This window comes from Furfurilactobacillus milii (assembly GCF_021654115.1).
GTDB classification, from domain to species: Bacteria; Bacillota; Bacilli; order Lactobacillales; family Lactobacillaceae; genus Furfurilactobacillus; species Furfurilactobacillus milii.
Genome location: NZ_JAIWJF010000002.1, coordinates 397830 through 418799 on the forward strand (window position 1 = coordinate 397830; position 20970 = coordinate 418799).

17 protein-coding genes are annotated in these 20970 nt (G+C 44.3%); all 17 read left to right on the forward strand.

Annotated features, from left to right (window positions below; genetic code table 11):
• Window positions 1-37 precede the first annotated feature (37 nt).
• Window positions 38-1600, forward strand: a complete 1563-nt coding sequence (rny, locus tag LDK34_RS04315) for a ribonuclease Y (RefSeq protein ID WP_017261194.1) — start codon at window positions 38-40, stop codon at window positions 1598-1600.
• 242 nt (window positions 1601-1842) lie between these two features.
• Window positions 1843-4470, forward strand: coding sequence for a DNA mismatch repair protein MutS (mutS, locus tag LDK34_RS04320; RefSeq protein WP_178942728.1), 2628 nt, complete (start codon window positions 1843-1845; stop codon window positions 4468-4470).
• A gap of 53 nt (window positions 4471-4523) precedes the next feature.
• Window positions 4524-6587, forward strand: coding sequence for a DNA mismatch repair endonuclease MutL (gene mutL / locus LDK34_RS04325; RefSeq protein ID WP_236941511.1), 2064 nt, complete (start codon window positions 4524-4526; stop codon window positions 6585-6587).
• Window positions 6588-6675: 88 nt separating this feature from the next.
• Entirely contained in the window at window positions 6676-7278 is a 603-nt protein-coding gene (gene ruvA, locus LDK34_RS04330; RefSeq protein WP_178942726.1) for a Holliday junction branch migration protein RuvA, read from the forward strand.
• A gap of 186 nt (window positions 7279-7464) precedes the next feature.
• The gene (ruvB, locus tag LDK34_RS04335; RefSeq protein ID WP_017261190.1) at window positions 7465-8472 is read left to right on the forward strand and encodes a Holliday junction branch migration DNA helicase RuvB; all 1008 of its coding nucleotides are present in this window, start codon (window positions 7465-7467) and stop codon (window positions 8470-8472) included.
• A gap of 75 nt (window positions 8473-8547) precedes the next feature.
• Window positions 8548-9012: a preprotein translocase subunit YajC gene (gene yajC / locus LDK34_RS04340; protein WP_225439104.1), complete on the forward strand. Its 465-nt coding sequence runs from the start codon at window positions 8548-8550 to the stop codon at window positions 9010-9012.
• A 150-nt stretch (window positions 9013-9162) separates the two neighbouring features.
• Window positions 9163-10302, forward strand: a complete 1140-nt coding sequence (gene dinB / locus LDK34_RS04345; RefSeq protein WP_178942725.1) for a DNA polymerase IV — start codon at window positions 9163-9165, stop codon at window positions 10300-10302.
• 79 nt (window positions 10303-10381) lie between these two features.
• A complete protein-coding gene (locus LDK34_RS04350; protein WP_178942724.1) occupies window positions 10382-11323 on the forward strand; it encodes a DHH family phosphoesterase in 942 nt (313 codons plus the stop codon).
• Between the two features lie 44 nt (window positions 11324-11367).
• The gene (locus tag LDK34_RS04355; protein WP_178942723.1) at window positions 11368-12744 is read left to right on the forward strand and encodes a DEAD/DEAH box helicase; all 1377 of its coding nucleotides are present in this window, start codon (window positions 11368-11370) and stop codon (window positions 12742-12744) included.
• Between the two features lie 333 nt (window positions 12745-13077).
• On the forward strand, window positions 13078-15723 hold the full coding sequence (gene alaS / locus LDK34_RS04360) for an alanine--tRNA ligase (protein WP_178942722.1): 2646 nt from the start codon (window positions 13078-13080) through the stop codon (window positions 15721-15723).
• 303 nt (window positions 15724-16026) lie between these two features.
• Window positions 16027-16293 (forward strand): IreB family regulatory phosphoprotein, encoded by a 267-nt coding sequence (locus LDK34_RS04365; protein WP_017261183.1) that lies wholly within the window; start codon window positions 16027-16029, stop codon window positions 16291-16293.
• Window positions 16290-16724 (forward strand): Holliday junction resolvase RuvX, encoded by a 435-nt coding sequence (ruvX, locus tag LDK34_RS04370; protein ID WP_178942721.1) that lies wholly within the window; start codon window positions 16290-16292, stop codon window positions 16722-16724. Before LDK34_RS04365 ends, ruvX begins: the two co-directional genes overlap by 4 nt.
• Before the next feature lie 83 nt (window positions 16725-16807).
• Window positions 16808-17125 carry a DUF1292 domain-containing protein gene (locus LDK34_RS04375; protein ID WP_017261181.1) on the forward strand — a complete coding sequence of 106 codons (318 nt, stop codon included), beginning with the start codon at window positions 16808-16810 and terminating at the stop codon, window positions 17123-17125.
• 109 nt (window positions 17126-17234) lie between these two features.
• Window positions 17235-17762: a CvpA family protein gene (locus tag LDK34_RS04380; RefSeq protein ID WP_178942720.1), complete on the forward strand. Its 528-nt coding sequence runs from the start codon at window positions 17235-17237 to the stop codon at window positions 17760-17762.
• A 21-nt stretch (window positions 17763-17783) separates the two neighbouring features.
• Window positions 17784-20153 carry an endonuclease MutS2 gene (locus LDK34_RS04385; protein ID WP_236941513.1) on the forward strand — a complete coding sequence of 790 codons (2370 nt, stop codon included), beginning with the start codon at window positions 17784-17786 and terminating at the stop codon, window positions 20151-20153.
• A gap of 134 nt (window positions 20154-20287) precedes the next feature.
• Window positions 20288-20605: a thioredoxin gene (gene trxA / locus LDK34_RS04390; protein ID WP_017261178.1), complete on the forward strand. Its 318-nt coding sequence runs from the start codon at window positions 20288-20290 to the stop codon at window positions 20603-20605.
• Window positions 20606-20808: 203 nt separating this feature from the next.
• Window positions 20809-20955: a teichoic acid D-Ala incorporation-associated protein DltX gene (locus LDK34_RS04395; protein ID WP_017261177.1), complete on the forward strand. Its 147-nt coding sequence runs from the start codon at window positions 20809-20811 to the stop codon at window positions 20953-20955.
• Window positions 20956-20970 lie beyond the last annotated feature (15 nt).

Here is a 20970-nt window from a genome sequence, read left to right on the forward strand (position 1 = left end):
ACGGTCAGCCATTTTTGATGAAGGGCGGGAATTAAATATGGTTTACGTTGTAACCATAATCCTCGTGCTCATCGCTATTATTGCCGGTCTGTATGGCGGACTTGCTATTGCCAAGAAGCGTCACGAACGCGATATTGACAATGCCAACAATTCTGCCGCAGCCATCCTAAAGAAAGCTCACCAGGATGCAAAAACCGCTAAAAAAGAGGCTTTGCTTGAGGCTCGCGAAGAGAACCACAAGTACCGAACGGACGTTGAAAATGAATTAAAGGATCGACGTGCAGAGGTTCAAAAGCAAGAAGATCGGTTATTGCAACGTGAAGAAGCTCTGGATCGCAAGGATAATACGTTTGAAAAGCGTGAAGCTCAATTAACACGTAAAGAAGACAAGTTAACCAGTGATCGGGATGCACTGAAACAGCAACAGCAAGAAGCAGCAGACCTCATCGATAAGCGACAACAAGAAGTTGAACGAGTGGCGGCTTTGTCTCAAGACGAAGCACGTGATTTAGTTATTCAGGAAACAAAGGATCAGTTGGCTCATGAACGAGCTGTGCTGATTAAAGAAAGTGAAGAAGAGGCCAAAATCTCCGCTGATAAGGAAGCTAAGAACCTGATTGTTGCTGCCATTCAGCGGAGTGTTGCAGACACCGTCTCTGATAATACAGTGACGGTCGTTACATTGCCGAATGATGACATGAAGGGCCGAATCATTGGTCGTGAGGGTCGTAACATCCGGACACTTGAAACGTTAACTGGAATTGACCTCATTATTGACGATACGCCGGAAGCAGTTGTGCTGAGTGGGTTTGATCCCGTTCGTCGTGAAATTGCTAAGTTGGCGTTGGAAAAGTTGATTGCTGATGGTCGGATTCATCCGGCTAGAATTGAAGAAATGGTTGAAAAAGCACGCAAGGAAATGGATGATAAAATCCGTGAAATTGGTGAACAAACCGTCTTTGATTTGGGCATTCGAGCTATGAATCCTGATTTAATTAAGACAATTGGTCGAATGAACTACAGAACCAGTTATGGTCAAAATGTTTTGAACCACTCTATTGAAGTTGCTAAGTTGACCGCTGTGATGGCGGCTGAACTTGGTGAGGATGTTGCGTTAGCTAAGCGCGCAGGATTATTACACGATATTGGTAAGGCCGTGGATCATGAAGTCGAAGGATCTCACGTTGAATTAGGGGTTGAATTGGCAACTAAGTACCATGAAAACCCAGTTGTTATTAACACAATTGCTTCTCACCATGGTGATGTTGAACCAACATCTATCATCGCTGTCTTGGTTGGCGCTGCGGATGCTATTTCTTCAGCAAGACCAGGTGCACGTTCCGAATCGCTTGAAAATTACATTCAGCGTTTGAAACAGTTGGAAGAAATTGCTAACCGTCACGATGGTGTGGCACAAAGTTATGCCATTCAGGCAGGCCGTGAAGTGCGGGTTATCGTTAAGCCTCAGGATATCGATGATCTTCAAGCAACGGTCATTGCCCGTGACATAAAGAATGAAATTGAAAATGATCTTGAATATCCTGGTCACATCAAAGTGACCGTTATTCGGGAAACGAGAGCTGTCGAGTACGCCAAATAGGTGACTTAATAGCATAAAACGACACTTAGCCGAGATTTGGCTGATGTCGTTTTTCTTTGTTGTTAAGCATTATTTTTAGTAGGGACCACGTGTTCGAATCAACCCAGACAGTGACCGCAAAAAATGTTAAACTTAGACCATCGTTTTTTGGGACTTAGATGAAATTGTTTGTTAGTTCTAAGTGGGTGAGGCCACTTACGATGAACGACGAATTTTTTGAAGTAGTGAGGAGTTTACGTTACATGGCAAAAAAGTCAGCACAAGAGAGTATGGAAACACCAATGATGAAGCAGTATCAGTCCATCAAGGATCAGTATCCTGATGCCTTTTTGTTTTATCGAATCGGTGATTTTTACGAACTATTTAATGATGACGCAGTTAAGGGTGCCCAATTGCTCGAATTGACGTTAACCGCGCGTAACCATAATTCAGCCGATCCAATCCCAATGTGTGGCGTTCCACATCACGCTGTTCAAAATTATATTGATATTCTGGTAGATCACGGGTATAAAGTTGCCATTTGTGAACAAATGGAAGACCCAGCCCTTGCAAAGGGCATGGTAAAGCGACAAGTTATTCAGCTGATTACACCAGGAACGCGCATGGAAACCGGTGTTAGTGGCGCGAAGGAAAATAATTATTTGGCAGGTTTTACCAAACAAGACGATCATTTTGGCTTTGCATATGCAGATGTTTCTACGGGTGAACTGCGAACCGCTAATCTATCGACATTTGATACAGTGATGAATGAAGTCATGTCTGTCGAGGCCAAAGAGGTGGTTGTTGACGACACTGTACCTGCTGAGCTGACTGATCAGTTTAAGCCACTTGGTATTTTGGTCTCTCACCAAACGGAAATCACGACTGGGGCAGAATTGAGCTTTGTAACACAGGATCTGGATGACGGTGTTGAAACGTCAGCAGTTTCCATGCTGTTGAGCTATATGGAAGGCACCCAGAAGCGGAGTCTGTCTCATTTGCAGCGCGCAATTGCGTATGAACCATCCTACTATCTTAAGATGGATCATTATGCCAAACGGAATTTGGAATTGGCAACTAATATTCGTACCGGCAAAAAATCTGGCACACTTTTATGGTTGTTAGATGAAACTAAGACAGCGATGGGTGGCCGGTTATTAAAGCAGTGGTTGGATCGACCACTGCTGTCACTGGATGAAATCCAAGAACGTCAAGACAAAGTGGATGAGTTGCTTCAACATTATTTTGAACGCTCAAATCTACAGGATGAACTGGTCAAAGTTTACGATTTAGAGCGGCTGGCTGGTCGAGTGGCGTTTGGTAGTGTAAATGGTCGAGATTTGATTCAATTGAAGACCTCATTGCAACAGGTGCCAAAAATCAAATACGTTTTAGAAGAGTTGGATCAAAACGTGTTTGGTGACATGCTGACCGGATTAGATCCTGTTGATGATGTTGCTGAGTTGATTGATCGTGCTATCAATGATGATTCTCCAATATCAGTCACTGACGGCGGGGTCATCAAAGATGGTTATGATGATCAGCTTGATGAGTATCGGGATGCAATGAAAAATGGTAAACAGTGGATTGCCGAGCTTGAAGCCAAGGAACGGCAGGCTACTGGAATCAGTACTCTTAAAATTGGTTATAACCGGGTATTTGGGTACTATATTGAAGTTACCAAGGCAAACCTTAGCAAGTTGCCAGATGATCGTTATGAGCGTAAGCAAACACTGACTAACGCGGAACGGTTTTCAACGCCAGAATTAAAGGAGAAGGAAACCTTGATTCTGGAGGCTCAGGAAAAGTCGACCGCCTTGGAGTATCAACTCTTTACTAAGGTTCGGGAGGTCGTGAAGGCTGCCATTGGCCGTTTGCAACGACTGGCTAAAGCATTGGCCAGTTTAGATGTCTTGCAGAGTTTTGCCGTCGTTTCAGAAAACTATCGCTTTGTTCGCCCTGAACTGAATAACGGGCATGATTTAGAAATCGAAGACGGTCGTCATCCCGTTGTTGAAAAGGTACTCGGAAAACAGGAATACGTGCCTAATGACGTCCGAATGGCCGACGATACAACGGTGCTGCTTATCACTGGACCAAACATGTCTGGGAAAAGTACCTATATGCGTCAACTGGCATTAACCGTCGTGATGGCCCAAATGGGTTGTTTTGTGCCCGCTAAATCCGCTAGTATGCCGGTGTTTGACCAAATTTTCACCAGAATTGGTGCAGCCGATGATTTAATTTCCGGTAATTCAACGTTCATGGTTGAAATGCAGGAGGCTAACGATGCGTTGATGCACGCGACTGCTAATAGTTTAATCTTATTTGACGAAATCGGTCGAGGCACTGCGACATACGATGGAATGGCATTAGCCCAAGCAATTATCGAGTATGTTCATGATCACGTTCATGCTAAAACCCTGTTCAGTACGCACTACCATGAATTAACAGCACTAGACGAATCTTTGCATGCGTTGAAAAACATTCACGTTGGCGCGGTCGAAGAGAACGGTCAACTGGTATTTCTTCATCAGATTCAACCGGGACCAGCTGACAAGTCTTACGGGATCCACGTGGCTAAGCTAGCGGGGATGCCGGATGGATTGTTGTCTAGGGCTAGCACAATTTTGCAAGAGCTCGAGGCTAATGCGGGTGAAACACCAACGCCTGTGAATGTTGATGAACCTTTATCAGAGCCAGCACCGGAACCTGCGTCAAAACGAAAGCAGACGGCAACGAGCAAACAGTTGGCGTTATTTGAAACGCCGACGATGGATCCGAAGGTTGCAGATATTATCAAGGATTTAAAACAGATGAATTTAATGGGCATGACACCGATGGATGTTATGAACAAGTTTTATGATATTCAACAAAAACTACAGTCATAATTTGACCATTATTCAAAATGAAGCGGTGAAGGTTAACAAGAGGATTAAACAGTATGGCAAAAATTCATGAATTACCCACTGTCCTCGCAGATCAAATTGCTGCTGGGGAAGTGGTTGAACGACCGGCATCAGTGGTGAAAGAGCTTGTTGAAAATGCCGTTGACGCGCATGCTCAAACGATTGATGTGCTGGTGGAAGACGCAGGACTAAAATCGATTCAAGTAGTCGATGACGGGGTTGGCATTTCGGATGAAGATGTCGAAATGGCCTTTTCACGGCATGCGACCAGCAAAATAACCTCACGCGAAGATTTGTTTCGTGTTCACTCGCTGGGATTTCGTGGTGAAGCGTTACCTAGTATCGCATCGGTTGCCGATGTTTGGCTAAAAACGGCGACGGGTAAGGGTGCGGGAAGTGAAGTTCACATCAAAGGTGGCGAAATCCTGACACACACTGCCGCTCAGTCACGACCAGGAACTGAAGTAACTGTCAGCGATTTATTTTTTAATACGCCGGCACGCTTGAAATATTTAAAATCGCCACAAACTGAACTAGCCAACATTGTGGATATTGTGGACAGACTTGCACTGGGGCATCCAGATGTCGCCTTTAGCTTAAGTCACAATGGACGTGAATTATTGCGAACAGCAGGACGTGGGGACAGTCAGCAGGTTGTCGCAGGAATCTACGGTGTTCAAACGGCCCGCAAAATGGTGGCAATCGAAAATGAGGATGCTGATTTTAAACTGACTGGTTACGTATCGCTGCCTGAATTAACGCGTGCTTCACGTAACTACATTTCAATTCTGATTAATGGCCGTTACGTTAAAAATTACCAACTGACTAAAGCGCTCATTAAAGGGTATGGTTCCAAACTGATGGTAGGGCGGTATCCTATCGCCGTCCTTAATTTAACGATGGATCCGTTCTTAGTTGACGTTAACGTTCATCCAACTAAGCAGGAGGTTAGGCTAAGCAAAGAGCCTGAACTCGCAGATTTAATTGACAAGGCCGTTTATAACCGGATTGCACAGGAAAACCTAATTCCTGACGCTTATCAAAATTTACGTGGTGAACCAAGTTTGGATTCAAATGCTTTAGCACAGCGACTAAGCGAAGCATCGACCACTAGGAATGCGGATGTGAATGTTCATTATGCGCGGCCACAACAGTTAGCAGGACGGCAAACGCAACCGGTAGAATCATCTTCACCAGTTGTGGATTCAGGTTCAGAAACAGATGCTGAAACGACAGCCAGGGATGATGGTAACGTTGGTACAACGTTGCCAAATGCCTTACCAACACAAACATTGACACCTGTTGTGGTGCATCATGTGGACGACATGGCAGACGCTTCAGTTGCGGCTTTCGATGCGCGCTATGCTCATGATGACACGACACCATTCGGCGATGAAGAAGCACCTCAAGTACCAGTGCCAAATGAGGAAGCGGAAATGTTACCGGATCAATCAACCAGTAGTGATGGTCAACGCCGTTTTCCAGAATTAACTTACATTGGTCAAATGCACGGCACCTTTCTGTTTGCTCAAGCTGAAGATGGTCTTTATCTCATTGATCAGCATGCAGCTCAGGAGCGAATCAAGTATGAATACTACCGTGTCAAAATTGGTGAAGTTAGTCGTGATTTGCAAAACCTGTTGGTACCGATCGTTTTGGACTATCCGACTAGTGATGTCTTAAAGATTAATGACGCTAAGGATAAACTCGAACAACTGGGATTATTTTTGGAACCGTTTGGCAACAACAGTTTTATTGTGCGTCAGCATCCAACTTGGTTTGAAGAAGGTCAAGAAGAGTCAACGATTCGTGAAATGATTGACTGGGTGCTGACTGATCACGATTTAACGGTTGCCAAATTCCGTGTAAAAACGGCGATTATGATGAGTTGTAAACGGTCAATTAAGGCCAATCATCATTTGGATGAACGGCAGGCACGGGCGTTATTACACGATTTGGCTCAAACACAAAATCCGTTTAATTGCCCACATGGGCGGCCTGTCGTGGTTCATTTTACTAACGCTGATATGGAAAAAATGTTTAAGCGAATCCAGGATTCTCACGAATCGTGGGCAGAATTTGATGAGCATGAATTTTAGCGTGTGGTTTGACTTGGGATGGATTTGAGTAATGACGTGCCCTCGTTCAGACTGTTTAAAGTTGGCCGATGCAAACGGAGGAAAATGAATGTTTGAGTATTTAATTGGTCTCGTGACGGTGGTGACGCCGGCCTATGTTGTTCTTGAAGTAAACGGAGTCGGCTATTTGTTACAAACAGCGAACCCGTACCGGTTTCAAGAGGATCCTAAAAAGAACGTTAAAATCTACGTTTACCAAGCTGTTCGCGATACTGACATTAACTTGTTCGGTTTTGTCGATAGTGAAGAAAAGCAGTTATTCCTAAAACTGCTTAACGTATCAGGTATCGGTCCCAAGAGTGCACTGGCCATTTTGGCCAACGAAGATCATGGCGGCCTAATCAGTGCAATTACCAATAATGATGTTAAGTATCTGACGAAGTTTCCTGGTATTGGTAAAAAAACGGCACAACAAATCGTTTTGGATTTACAGGGGAAATTGGGCGATATTGGAATCGTTACGTCAGCTACAGAGGTCGAAACAGGACCTACTGTTAATTCATCAGCTCTTCGTGATGCGCTGGCGGCGCTCAGCGCATTAGGCTACAGTGGTACCGACGTAAAACGGGTGGCGAAAAAATTAGATGATAATCAAACCACAAGTACGGATGCCTATTTAAGTCAGGCCCTACGTTTGTTAACTCAAGCGTAGTATGATTTAAAGAGTGATGCCGAAGCCTGGGAGAAGTTGAGCAATAACGTGAAGGTGAAGTATTCGGTGAATTTCCGAATCATTCAGCTTCACGTTATGCACAGACTTCTGGGCGTTAGGTGCACGTTTGAGAGTGATGCCGAAGCCTGGGTAGAAACCGGGCAATAAACTAGAAGGGGGACTGTTATGGACGACGAGTTAATGTCAAATGAGCCTGTGGATGACCAGGAAGAGTCTTTAGAACGTTCTTTGCGACCCGCAACGTTGGCCCAGTATATTGGTCAAGACACTGTCAAACATCAGTTAGAGGTCTATATTCAGGCTGCTAGTGCCCGAGAAGAATCATTAGACCACGTGCTCCTCTATGGACCACCAGGCTTAGGGAAAACAACGCTTGCCATGGTGATTGCTAATGAAATGCACGTAAACATCAAAACAACTAGTGGTCCAGCAATTGAAAAGCCGGGTGACGTAATTGCCTTGTTAAACGAACTTCAGCCCGGCGATATTTTGTTTATCGATGAAATTCATCGTTTACCAAAAATTGTCGAAGAAATGTTGTACTCCGCAATGGAAGACTTTTTCGTTGATATTGTTGTCGGCCAGGGTCCCACAGCTCATCCGGTGCATTTTCCGCTACCCCCATTTACTTTGATTGGGGCGACTACGCGAGCAGGTTTACTGTCAGCGCCTTTGCGTGATCGATTCGGGATTGTGGAACATATGAACTATTATTCAACTGCTGACTTGGAAGAAATCACGTTACGTTCTGCCGATATTCTTGCGACTCAGATCGTTAAGGAGGGGGCTCATGAAATCGCCCGTCGTTCTCGTGGTACCCCTCGAATCGCTAACCGACTGTTAAAACGGGTGCGCGATTTTGCTGAGGTTAGTGATCACGATGCCGTTGATGCTGAAATCGTAGATCATGCGTTAAAAGTCTTAGGCGTGGATGATCTCGGCTTAGACGAAGTGGATTTAAAATTGCTACGAACCATGATTAAATATTATGATGGCGGACCGGTTGGCTTGACCACATTGGCTGCAAACATTGGTGAAGAATCGGATACGATTGCCGAAGTTTATGAGCCATACCTGCTACAAATTGGCATGATCAAACGAACGCCACGGGGTCGAACTGTGACTTCGGCAGCTTACCAACATTTAAAAATTCCCGAACCAAAAGGGGACTAATTTGCTGGATTCGTTTGGCAAGTGTCGGAAAGTCTGTTACAGTACTCTACAGAATAAATGAATGAGGTGGATAAATTGGTAAGCTCTTTAACAACGACTTTAGTCGGTGCGGCTGCTCAAGGAAGTAACTTATGGAGTTCAGTACTTCTAATTGTTTTGTTTGTCGCAATCTTTTACTTTTTCATCATGCGTCCTAATCGTAAGCAACAGGATCAACGTAAGGAAATGATGAGTGGTCTTCACGTGGGTGATCGCGTGGTTACCATCGGCGGTATGCACGGTGTGATTGATTCACTCGACAGTGCTAACAAGACGGTTACAATTGATGCAGACGGAATTTACCTTGTGTTTGACCTGCAGGCCATTCATCACGTAGAAACGCCTAAATCAACAAGCACCGCTAAAGTTACTGACCAAGCGACAAGTAGTGTAACGGCTTCAACAAGTGAAGCCACGAGTGCAACTAGTGAAGCTACTAGTAGCGTTGCACAAAGCGCCGACAGTGTTGCCAGCGAAGCAACTGAAAAAGATAGTGAATAATTGTTTTGCATAAACTGCAGAATAAGACGGGTCACACGGAGTTACCGTGTTGACCTTTTTTATTCTGGCAAAACGAACGTACGTTTGCTAAAATGGACATACAGTTAATTCAAGTTGAAATCAGTCTGAGTGAAAAGGGGGGCGAAATCGGTGGCCAATACGTTGTTAAAAATTCCACTCACAGTTAATACGGAACGGAAAATTATCCATGTGGATATGGACGCTTTTTACGCGTCAATTGAAGAACGTGATCATCCTGAATTTCGTCATCAAGCGCTGATTGTCGCGCGCAATCCACGAGAAACGGGCGGTCACGGTGTTGTGACAACGGCCAATTACGTTGCTCGAAAACTAGGTGTACATTCAGCAATGAGCGCGCAGGAAGCGCAGAAACTGGCACCCAAGGCAATCTTTAAAACACCAGATTTCACGAAGTATCGTGCTGTTTCAGCAACGATTCACCAAATTTTTCACGAATATACAGATCATATTGAACCGATTGCATTCGACGAGGCCTATTTGGATGTTACTAATAACAAGCAAGAAATTGATTCTGCAGTGACTCTAGCCCATCAGCTACAGGCCGAAATTTGGGAAAAGGTTCATTTAACTTGTTCAACCGGCATTTCCTACAATAAATTTCTTGCCAAATTGGCATCTGATTTTGCTAAACCGGTCGGTGTGACAGTCGTCTTACCCGGCGATGCAGAGGCATTTCTTGCACCGCTGCCCATTGAAAAATTTCGTGGTGTTGGCAAGAAAACGGTGCCTAAGATGCATGATTTGGGAATTTTGACCGGAGCTGATTTGCTGAAATGGTCGGAGGCAGATCTGATGCAAAACTTCGGCAAATTAGGGTACAGTCTCTATCGTCATGTGCGTGGTAGTGATGACCGCCCAGTCGAATGGCAACGAGCGCGCAAGTCAATTGGTCGCGAAGAAACGTATGATGCACCGTTGGATAACGAAGCGGATGTCGAAACCCAATTACAATTGCTTGCTACAGATTTGGTCAGTCATCTAAACAAGCAACAACGTCATGGGAAAACGATTGTTTTAAAGGTTCGTGACGCTGATTTTAATACGATAACAAAGCGTCAAACGCAGGCTGAATATTTTGAAAATGACGCCACGGTACTTTATGAAGCGGCTCGTGAAATTTTCGATGTCACGGCCGACTTGAGTAAGGGGATTCGGTTGTTGGGCATTACCATGACCAACTTAGATCCGTTAACTTTTGAAAACTTAAGTTTGCCACTATATTCATTGAATTCTGATCGGGCATTTTAAATTGATTGAGTCTGCTTTGTGTTTAATGGCTTTTTTCGCTATACTTGCAGATACGAGATAAGTGGAGGTCCAATAAAAGATGGACGTGCAAAAGGCAATTTTTGATGACATTAAACGTAAACAGACAATCATTATTCACCGCCATCAGCGACCAGATCCAGATGCTGTTGGCTCACAGGTTGGTCTGGCTAAAATTCTGCAACAGGCTTTTCCAAAGAAGAAAATCTTTGCGGTTGGTAAGCAGATTCCAGGATTAGCTTGGTTAGCAGAAATGGATGAAGTAGAGGATGCTCAGTTTGATTCTGCGCTCATTTTAGTGTTGGATACCGCAAACGAACCTCGAGTGGATGATCAGCGATGGCGCCGCGGTCAGGAAGTTATCAAAATAGATCACCATCCTGATGATGATCCGTTTGGCGATTTGAGCTGGGTGGAAGAGGATGCATCAAGTACGTCTGAAATGATTGTCGATTTTGCCAATCGTTTTGACCTGAAGGTTTCTAAGGAGGCAGCGAGGGTCCTTTACGCGGGGATTGTGGGCGATACTGGTCGATTCTTGTACTCGGATACGCGGCCTCATACCATGACCGTAACGGCACAGTTGATGGAGACTGGTATTGATGCAGTTGCCGTTAATCAGATGGAAGATGAAATGTCCTTGCCAGTGGCTCGGTTGACCGCGTATTTGTATGAGCACCTCACGATTTCTGCATCTGGTGCAGCGCATGTTATTCTGGGCGCAGACACGATTAAATCGTTTAATTTAGGTGATGCTGGAACTGCTAGTCTTGTTCCTATGGCTGGCAAGATTGATAGCGTAAAGACCTGGGCCATTTTTGAAGAACAAGATGATCACAGTTATCGGGTCCGTTTACGATCCAAGGGGCCTGTTATTAGTGGCTTGGCTCGTGAACACAATGGCGGTGGTCATCCGCTGGCAAGCGGTGCCAAAGCTAAGGATCTTGATGAGGTTAAACTGATGATTACTAAGCTTGAAGCACTGACAGCCAAAGATAAGTAAACGCTAATGTGAGTCGTGATGATTCACGCGTTAAAGGAGAAACAATGACGGAAACATTTAAGGATTTACAGTTGCGACCGGAGTTATTGGAAGCACTGCAGGAAATTAATTTTGTTAAGCCAACGCCAGTACAGGCTAAGCTTATTCCTGTGATTTTAGGCGGTCGATCTGTAGTTGGCCAGTCACAAACAGGAAGCGGGAAGACGCACGCATTCTTGCTGCCAATTTTTGATCAATTAAAGATAGACGTTGATGAAGTACAGGCGATTATTGCGACGCCATCACGTGAACTGGCTAGCCAGATTTATGAGGATGCAAAGCAATTGGCTGGTCATTTCAAGGATCAGATTAGAATTGCCAATTATGTTGGTGGTACTGATCGTTCACGTCAAGAACGCCAATTAGATAAGCATCAGCCACAAGTGGTTATTGGAACGCCAGGTCGTTTACGCGATTTCATGGAAGAACACGAACTAGATTTGCATACGGCTCATCAATTTGTAATTGATGAAGCGGATATGACGTTAGACATGGGCTTTTTAAAGGACGTAGATAAAATAGCTGGTGCGTTGCCAAAGAATCTTCAAATGATGGTTTTTTCTGCGACAATTCCACAGAAATTGCAACCATTTTTGAAAAAGTATTTGACGAACCCTGTGGTAGAAAAAATTCCTGTAACTTCAATTATCAGCCCAACAATTGATAACTGGTTGATTTCGACTAAGGGTAAACAAAAAGATGAATTAATCTACGAATTACTGACGATGGGGGAACCCTACTTAGTGTTGGTATTTTGTAATACAAAACAACGAACGGCTGAACTTACTGCTTACCTTAAGGGACGTGGATTAAAGGTTGCCATGATTTCCGGTGACGTACAGGCGCGTGAGCGTAAACGGGTTATGAAGCAAGTTCAAAACTTAGATTACCAATATGTTGTTGCAACTGATTTAGCGGCCCGCGGAATTGACATTAAAGGGGTATCACACGTTATTAACGATGATATTCCTCATGATCTTGATTTCTTTATTCACCGAGTGGGTCGTACAGGTCGAAACGGAATGCCCGGCATTGCAATTACGCTGTACAAGCCTGGTGAAGAAAACGAAATTGCTGAGATTGAAAAACTTGGTGTTAAGTTTGCCCCGAAGGATGTTCGTCATGGCGAAGTCGTTGATTCATACGACCGGAACCGTCGTTTCCAGCGAACGGCTACTCATGAAAAACTTGATCCGACCTTAGTGGGGATGGTCAAAAAAAAGAAAAAGAAGATTAAGCCTGGTTATAAACATCAGATTAAGACGGCCATTAAGCGGAAAGCTCAGGCGGACAAGCGGATTGAAATGCGTGAATCGGCTCGTAGCCAGCGTCGTCAAAATCGGCGTCAAGGTGAATCCCAACGATCAAATAGAAGTCACTAGTTCTGAAAGCAACTGAGGTGTAGCTTGTTAATTTTCTGAAAACAAATTGACATGCTAAGCGTGAATGCTATACTAAAAAACAGTCAAGGATATGCAGCATGAACTTACTTTTAAGCGACGCTCTGGCCGGTGAAAAGGGCGAGGTAAGCGTGACTGTGCTCCCTTGAATAAAATTTGATAAACACTTGTTTTAAAACAAACACGCGACTCAGCGTTATGAGTGAGTGGTTAACGACAACATCGTTGCAAGCAAAGTGGTACCGCGGCCCTTGGCCGTCTTTGCAAGCGGCAGTGTTGTTTTTTGTTTCTGTCACAGGTGATGAAAGGAAAGTCATGAAAGAATTAACAAGTAGCCAAGTTCGGCAAATGTACCTTGATTTTTTTGAACAGCACGGTCATAAAATTATGCCTAGTGCTTCACTAGTTCCTGTGGATGATCCAACTTTGTTATGGATCAACTCTGGTGTTGCAACGATGAAGAAATATTTTGATGGATCCGTTGTGCCTGATAATCCACGGATGACGAGTTCACAAAAGAGTATTCGGACTAATGATATTGAAAACGTTGGTCGGACGGCGCGTCATCACACGTTGTTTGAGATGCTGGGAAACTTTTCCGTGGGCGACTACTTCAAACATGACGCTGTTCACTGGGCTTGGGAACTGTTAACCGGCGAACAATGGTTTGATTTCGATCCAGAAAAACTGTACATCACAGTTTATCCAAAGGATACTGACGCTAAGGCAGAGTGGCTTGATGCCGGCGTTAAAGAAGACCATATTGTGGAGGCAGAGGATAATTTCTGGGATATTGGTCAAGGTCCTTCAGGTCCTGACTCAGAAATCTTCTATGATCGTGGTCAAGAAATGAACAATGTTGCCGAGGATGATCCAGAAAATTATCCTGGTGGTGAAAATGAACGTTACCTAGAGATTTGGAACATTGTGTTCTCACAGTTTAACCACACGCCGGAAGGTACTTACGAACCATTGCCGCATAAAAACATTGATACGGGGATGGGATTGGAACGGGTTGTTTCTGTGTTCCAACATGCCCGGACCAACTTTGAAACGGATTTGTTTTTACCAATCATTCGGGCGACAGAGCAGCTTTCTGATGGTAAAAAGTATGAGGCTAACAAGACTGACGACGTTTCCTTCAAAATTATTGCTGACCACGCTCGGGCAGTTACATTTGCTATCGGTGACGGGGCATTGCCATCAAATGAAGGCCGTGGCTATGTTATTCGTCGGTTGATTCGTCGGGCCATCTTGAATGGTAAAAAGTTAGGCATTAACGAAGCCTTTCTATACAAGCTTGTACCAGTTGTTGGCGAAATTATGAAGAGTCATTACCCAGCCGTTCTGGAACAAGCTGATTATATTGCCGGCGTTATTCATTCTGAGGAAGATCGTTTCAATGTGACCTTGGACACTGGTTTATCGTTGTTGAATGATACGATTGCTGCAACCAAGGCTGCTGGAAAAACACAGTTAGACGGGGCAGAAGCCTTTAAGTTATTTGATACTTACGGTTTCCCCGTTGAATTGACCACCGAATATGCAGGTGATGAAGGCTTAGGCGTTGACCAAGAAGGCTTTAAGAGCGAAATGGAAAAGCAACGTGCCCGAGCTCGTAATGCGCGTTCATCAGCTAAATCAATGGGTGTTCAGCGTGCCTTGTTAACGGATATTAAGTCGGTTAGCAAGTACGTGGGCTATAGCCAGTTAACGGTTGAAAATGCTAAGTTGCTTGATATCATTGTTGATGAAAAATTAGTCGATCAGGCCGATGAGAATGCTGACAGTGCCGAAGTTATTTTTGATATGACACCGTTCTATGCAGAAATGGGTGGTCAGGTTGCCGATACTGGTAGTATCGTTGATGAGGCTGGACATCAAGTAGCTAAAGTTACGGATGTTCAACATGCACCAAACGGTCAGAACTTGCATACAGTGAAGGTGACTGGCAAGCTGGTTAAAGGCGCAACTTATACGTTAACGGTAGATGCTGCACGACACAGCAAGATCGAAAAAAATCATACGGCTACCCACTTATTAGACCAGTCACTGCGTAACGTACTGGGAACGCATACTGCTCAGGCAGGTTCATTGGTTGAACCACATTACTTGAGGTTTGATTTCACCCACTTTGGTCAAGTTACCAGTGAAGATCTGCATAAGGTTGAACAGATGGTTAATGACCAAATCTTTGCTGAAATCCCGGTAAAAACTGTGGAAACTGACATTGAGACGGCTAAGAAGATGGGTGCCATTGCCATGTTCTCTGAAAAATATGGCAAACGGGTGCGGGTTGTTTCTGTTGGCGACTTCAACACAGAATTCTGTGGTGGCGACCATGTTTCAAATACAAACGAACTGGGCTTATTCAAGATTGTGTCAGAAACTGGTGTTGGCGCCGGTGTGCGCCGAATCGAGGCTGTCACAGCTGGAGATGCCTTTAAGTTCTTAAACGATGAAGAAAGCTTGTTGAGCCAAACTGCTGCATTGGTTAAGGCACCACAACTAAAGGAAGTGCCACATCGTGTTGAGGCACTTCAAGGTGAAGTCAAACAGCTTGAAAGCGATCAGCGCGCATTGCAAGCTAAGATGGCTGCCCAACAAGCTGCTAGTGCATTTGACAATATTGAAACTGTCAATGGAACAACCCTAATTGCTCAGCAGGTTAACGTTGCTGGCATGGGTCAATTACGGCAACTAGCCGATGATTGGAAACAAAAGTTGCCTTCAGATGTGCTTGTATTGGCAACTGCCAATGAAGGTAAAGCCAGCTTGTTAGTAGCAATGGCACCGGATCAGGTTAAGGCCGGCCACAAAGCGGGTGATCTTATCAAGGCGATTGCGCCAGCTATTAATGGTGGTGGCGGTGGCCGTCCTGACATGGCTCAGGCTGGCGGCAAGAACCCAGATGGTATTAGCGAAGCTTTGGCTCAGGCCAAGACTTGGTTGGAAAAATAATAAATTAAAGTACTGGCTCACTAAAAGTTACTAGTGTAATTAAACGTAACTAATGGTGTTATTGATCATAATGTGTTTATTGAAAACGGAAATTAACGGTGAGATCATCGTTAGTTTCTGTTTTTGTTTCAGTTTGGGGCTGTTTATTTGACAATACGGTTACAATGGGCTGGATAATTGTTATTTGGCTAATGTTTCAGTAGAATAGTTATTAATCGGAGTGTGTAGATTTTAAGGCTCACGGTAATGGTCTGTAACTGCACGCGGAAGTCCGTTGGGTTGATTGACCATGGAGGGATACAGATGAGTACGACAGATAAAACCATGTTCTTTGATTTTAATAATCAGCAACAAAAAGACGTGCATGATACGTTAACAACGGTGTATGCTGCACTTGAAGAAAAGGGCTATAACCCGATCAATCAAATTGTCGGGTACTTGTTATCGGGGGATCCAGCATACATTCCACGTTTGAATGATGCTCGCAATTTGATTCGGAAGCATGAGCGCGACGAAATTATTGAAGAACTAGTACGTTCATATTTAAAGGCGGATAACAGTAATAAATGAAATTAATGGGATTAGATGTTGGTTCACGCACCGTGGGTGTTGCAGTCAGTGACGCTTTTGGTTGGACCGCGCAAGGTGTTGAAATTGTCCGCATCAACGAAGATGAGGATGAATTCGGCTTAGATCGAATTGAAGAGTTGGTCAAAGCTCATGGAACACAGGGCTTTGTATTGGGATTACCGAAAAATATGAACAACACGCTTGGACCACGTGTGGCGGCCTCACAGCATTACGGTGATTTACTCACTGAGCGTTTTCACCAACCGGTTGACTTTGTCGATGAACGGTTGACGACGGTTGAGGCTGAGCGGATGCTCGTTGAACAAGCGGACACCTCACGTAAAAAGCGTAAACAAGTGATTGATAAGTTAGCTGCTGCTTTAATTTTGCAGAATTATTTAGATGCTCATGGTAAACTGACACAGGCATGATTATTGGATGTCTAAAGTGACAATCACTTATTTAATTTTGTAGAAACTCTTCATATCTTGTAATAAAGAAAGTGGGAACTAAAATGGCAGAAACCAAACACAGTGGTGCAGAAGACAATGATGAACAACAAATTACATTAGTTGACGATAATGGCAATGAGACACTTTACAATGTTTTATTCACATTTAAGTCAGACGATTATGGCAAATCATACATTTTGCTTTATCCAGCCAGCGCGGCAGATGATGAAGAAGTGGACATTCAGGCATATGCATTTGATCCTGAGGAAGATGGTTCTACGGAAGGCGAACTATCACCGATTGAGAATGACGACGAATGGGACATGGTTGAGGAAATGTTAAATACTTTCCTCGATGATGACTCAAACATGTCAAATTAACTTGTATACTGACTTGTGTTTAATGACGGCGCTGTATTCCTATTCATGAGGAGTGCAGCGCTGCTTGCGTTAACTGACTTAAATCTAGAAATAGGTGGAGCGTAACAGCATGGTGTTATCGTTAATTGTTATATTATTACTGCTTATCGCGTTGGGCAGAGGCTATCGGCGTGGTTTTGTCGTTGAAGTTGCCACGACAGTTGGCTATATGTTTGTCATTATCATTGTCAAACTATTAACGCCAACAGTGGCGGGTTGGCTGGCCCATTTGTTGCCAATGAATCATCAACCAACCGCTAATGATCAGCTATTGAACAGTCAGGTGAATCATTTTTGGTCTGCCGGTTTGGCCTTTTGGTTATTGATGATTGTTGGTTTGCTTCTTCTTCGCTGGTTAACGCGATCGTTAAAATTATTTACCAATATCCCGGTGATTCACGGTATCAACGCCCTAAGTGGTGCGTTGGTTGCCGGGTTACTGATGTATGTATTGATCTTTTTTGGTCTCGCAATTGCTTCTGTCTGGCCGGCAGTATGGATACATGATCAATTATTACATTCACCAGTAAGCCACTGGATTTTGCACCAAACACCACTGTTGTCAGAAAAAATCTTTCAATGGTGGCTGACTCGGTAGAAAAGGACTGAATACAAATTGATGAATAAACGTGGGCTCACAACCCTCGAATTTGATAAAGTAAAAGAAAAAATGACCGGTATGTTAAGCTCGCCGATTGGCCATAGGGAGCTTACTGAATTACAGCCGGCAACGGATCCCAGTATCATTCAGCGACGTTTGGACGAAACAAAGGATGCCACGGACATTCTTAGGCTTAAAGGCGGTATCCCGTTGCCAGAACTGGCTGATTTGACCCCGCACATGAAACGATTGGCCATTGATGCGGCTCTAAACGGAACTGAATTAGCTGCGGTGGGTCGTGTTTTGCAAACTGCAATGAGCGTCAGAACTTTCTTCAGTCAGCTGGCGGAAGACGGAACTGAGCTGCGACAACTCAATGAGACGGCCAAACAAATTGTTGCATTGCCTGACCTAACTCGTCAGTTAAACACTGCGATTGAGCCAGATGGTCGGGTTAGTGATGCTGCAAGTGAGGAACTGGCCGCAATTCGTCGCCGCATTAAGAGCACCGAAGACCTAATTCGGTCTCGTATGCAAAATTACGTTCGTGGCAAGCAGGCCCGGTATTTGAGTGAGCCAATTATCACGATGCGTAATGATCGTTACGTTGTTCCGGTCAAAACAGAGTATCGCGGACGTTTGGGCGGTGTCGTTCATGATGAAAGTCAATCCGGTCAAACCTTATATATTGAACCAGAAGATGTGGTGGACTTAAACAATCGTTTGCGACAGAGCCAGGTTCAGGAACGTAATGAAGAGGCCCGTATTTTACAAGAATTATCGGCCGTGCTAACACCACACCGTGAAGATATCTTGGCAAATGCGGATGTGTTGGGACATCTAGATTTTGTAAATGCTAAGGCCCGTTATGCACATCAATTAAATGCGACAGAGCCACAATTGAGCACAGATGGACACATTAACTTAAGACAGGCGCGGCATCCATTATTGGATCCTGAAACAGCCGTGCCTAATGACATCACACTTGGCGACGATTACGATGCAATCATTATCACCGGACCTAATACAGGTGGTAAAACGATTACTTTGAAAACATTGGGGTTAAGCCAATTAATGGCGCAATCCGGCCTATTTATTCCGTCATTTGAGGGCAGTCAAGTCGCTGTCTTTGACAATGTTTTTGCTGATATTGGTGACGAGCAGTCCATTGAGCAGTCGCTAAGTACGTTTAGCTCGCATATGGACAATTTGATTCAAATACTAAATCAAGCAACGTCAAACAGTTTAGTGCTGGTAGACGAAATCGGCGCTGGGACGGATCCTAAAGAAGGTGCCGCGTTAGCGATTGCCATTCTAGATGCATTTGGAACGATTGGCGCGGACGTGGTGGCCACTACCCACTATCCTGAACTCAAGGCTTATGGCTATGATCGACCACGGACAACGAATGCTAGCATGGAGTTTGACGCGGAGACATTACAGCCAACTTATCGGCTACTATTAGGCATTCCAGGACGTTCAAACGCACTGGAAATTTCGCAGCGATTAGGATTGCGTTCAGATATTATCGCGGCGGCGCGTGAGTTGACGAGTCAAGATAGCCAAGATTTGAATGCGATGATTGGGGATCTTGTTGCCCAACGTAAACAAGCTACGGATGAGGCAGCTGCGTTGGCTGAACAATTAGCTGATGCGACGAAGCTACAGACCGAGTTGACTGCTCAATTTGATCGATTCACGGAGCAAAAAACGCATCAGCTAGATGTGGCAAAACAAGAAGCAAATCACATTGTGGCAGATGCCAAGAAACAGTCCGACAAGATCATTCATCACCTGCGTCAAATGGAAGTGAAGCAGGGAGCTGGCGTTCGCGAGAACGAGCTCATTGACGCCCAAGGAAAGCTTAATGCGTTAAGACAAGACCCATCATTAGCTAACAATAAAGTATTGGCACGTGCGAGAAAAAAGCATACATTCCATCCTGGGGATGCTGTGGTAGTCAAATCTTATGGCCAACACGGGACGATCAATCGTCAATTGAGTGCACATGAATGGGAAGTTCAAATGGGTGCGCTTAAGATGAAAGTAGACGATTCAGATCTTGAAAAGTCTAGTGAACCAACCGCCAATGAAAAGGAACAACGTGCCAGCCGTACAGCTGTTCACAGTAATATTGGTGCACGTGCGCAGGCACAATTAGACTTGCGTGGTCACCGTTACGACGCTGCAATGAGTGAAGTGGATCGCTTTATCGATTCAGCGTTGTTGGCTAATCTTGGTGAAGTGACGATTGTCCATGGTAAAGGAACTGGTGCACTGCGCCAAGGAGTAACAGAGTACTTACGGTCTAATCCGCGGGTCAAAAGCTTTGGTTTTGCACCAGCAAACGCCGGTGGTGATGGCGCAACCGTTGTCAAACTTGGTTAGTGAAGACAACTAAAGGCGTATTGACTGCGTGAAGTGGTCAGTTTGTAGAGATAAGCAAAAGAATTGCGTGTTCCCCAAAAAAGAGTACACTGTGTTTACGTACAAAAAGTTAGTGAACGGGAGGCTGAATGTTTATGGCAGTTAATGTAACAACAGACAAAACCTATGATGCAGATACCAATACAGGCGTTGCAGTGACAGATTTCTGGGCAACTTGGTGTGGACCATGTAAAATGCAATCCCCAGTTGTCGAACAATTAGCAGACGAAATGGGTGATAAAGTTTCGTTTACAAAGATGGATGTAGATGAAAATCCTGACACGCCATCAAAATTTGGGATCATGGGGATTCCAACGTTAATCGTCAAGAAAGACGGCAATGTTGTGGACACACTCGTGGGTTACCACACAAAGGAACAAATTCAAAAGACGCTAGCGCAGTACATGGCGTAGGTTCTCGCGTAATGTTCGTAAAGTGAGAATTTAGTGAGACTCCGACCACATCGTTATGTGGTTAGGGTCTTTTTTTGTGTTTTCTGGTATGCTAGTCGGTGTACCAAAATAGAGCCAGTCTAGTTTAAGACTTTTTTTAACAATGGATGGGGTCAAAATCGTTATACTGGAGATATTGGTACAAAGTGGAGGACAGAGAAAATATGGCAAAGTTTAAAATATGGCTGAATCAGCCATGGGTCACATTTGTCTTACGGACTGCTTTTTATTTCGTGATTTTGTTATTGTTGATCTACTTATACAGTTACTCTGGCTTGAATCAGAGTAAGTTCATCTATAACGAATTCTAGAACGTGGGATGGAGG

Excerpts from the sequence above, each read along its gene's own strand:
- LDK34_RS04355 (WP_178942723.1), top strand. The coding sequence starts at position 11,368 with ATGACGGAAACATTTAAGGATTTACAGTTGCGACCGGAGTTATTGGAA.
- rny (WP_017261194.1), top strand. The coding sequence starts at position 38 with ATGGTTTACGTTGTAACCATAATCCTCGTGCTCATCGCTATTATTGCC.
- LDK34_RS04385 (WP_236941513.1), top strand. The coding sequence starts at position 17,784 with ATGAATAAACGTGGGCTCACAACCCTCGAATTTGATAAAGTAAAAGAA.
- LDK34_RS04380 (WP_178942720.1), top strand. The coding sequence starts at position 17,235 with ATGGTGTTATCGTTAATTGTTATATTATTACTGCTTATCGCGTTGGGC.
- LDK34_RS04395 (WP_017261177.1), top strand. The coding sequence starts at position 20,809 with ATGGCAAAGTTTAAAATATGGCTGAATCAGCCATGGGTCACATTTGTC.
- mutS (WP_178942728.1), top strand. The coding sequence starts at position 1,843 with ATGGCAAAAAAGTCAGCACAAGAGAGTATGGAAACACCAATGATGAAG.
- ruvA (WP_178942726.1), top strand. The coding sequence starts at position 6,676 with ATGTTTGAGTATTTAATTGGTCTCGTGACGGTGGTGACGCCGGCCTAT.
- alaS (WP_178942722.1), top strand. The coding sequence starts at position 13,078 with ATGAAAGAATTAACAAGTAGCCAAGTTCGGCAAATGTACCTTGATTTT.
- mutL (WP_236941511.1), top strand. The coding sequence starts at position 4,524 with ATGGCAAAAATTCATGAATTACCCACTGTCCTCGCAGATCAAATTGCT.
- ruvX (WP_178942721.1), top strand. The coding sequence starts at position 16,290 with ATGAAATTAATGGGATTAGATGTTGGTTCACGCACCGTGGGTGTTGCA.
- trxA (WP_017261178.1), top strand. The coding sequence starts at position 20,288 with ATGGCAGTTAATGTAACAACAGACAAAACCTATGATGCAGATACCAAT.
- LDK34_RS04375 (WP_017261181.1), top strand. The coding sequence starts at position 16,808 with ATGGCAGAAACCAAACACAGTGGTGCAGAAGACAATGATGAACAACAA.
- ruvB (WP_017261190.1), top strand. The coding sequence starts at position 7,465 with ATGGACGACGAGTTAATGTCAAATGAGCCTGTGGATGACCAGGAAGAG.
- LDK34_RS04365 (WP_017261183.1), top strand. The coding sequence starts at position 16,027 with ATGAGTACGACAGATAAAACCATGTTCTTTGATTTTAATAATCAGCAA.
- LDK34_RS04350 (WP_178942724.1), top strand. The coding sequence starts at position 10,382 with ATGGACGTGCAAAAGGCAATTTTTGATGACATTAAACGTAAACAGACA.